Consider the following 439-nt stretch of genomic DNA (forward strand, 5'->3'; position numbering starts at 1 on the left):
AAAATACTAAAATTATTAGTATTTGTTTATTATTTTTATGGACCTAGTTAGCAAGCGAACTAGGTGACACAGTGGGTTTTACCAGTCCACGCAATAACGCCTCACGGTCTATAACAAATAACAAATTTTTTTACTTTGTAAGTTTAGGTGGTAAATAATTTTCTGTTGAGATTACTTTTTTACCAGTTTTATTTTCCAAGGTCGTTTTAGCATTTTTAGCTATGCCTCCTCCTATTTTACTTGCAATTTTATTTTCTTTCATGCCTGTTGCATTATTAGTTTCTGCTACCTGACGAGTAGATAATTCAGCAAGAGCAGTAAAAATTAATTCTGCTTCGTTCATGTGATCACGTAAATTTTGATTTTTTAAGCCCTTTATATTTTTGTGTTCTTTAATGCTTGGGTAATCCTCCCATTTTTAATCGCAATAGAGAGTAGA

At 31.7% G+C, this 439-nt stretch carries 1 protein-coding gene; it reads right to left on the reverse strand.

What is annotated here, in order from left to right; translation table 11 throughout:
- Positions 1-130 precede the first annotated feature (130 nt).
- Positions 131-343 carry a hypothetical protein gene (locus KYQ89_RS03525; RefSeq protein WP_218460434.1) on the reverse strand — a complete coding sequence of 71 codons (213 nt, stop codon included), beginning with the start codon at positions 341-343 and terminating at the stop codon, positions 131-133.
- Positions 344-439 lie beyond the last annotated feature (96 nt).

It is taken from the genome of Rickettsia sp. TH2014, assembly GCF_019249195.1.
GTDB classification, from domain to species: domain Bacteria; phylum Pseudomonadota; class Alphaproteobacteria; order Rickettsiales; family Rickettsiaceae; genus Rickettsia; species Rickettsia felis.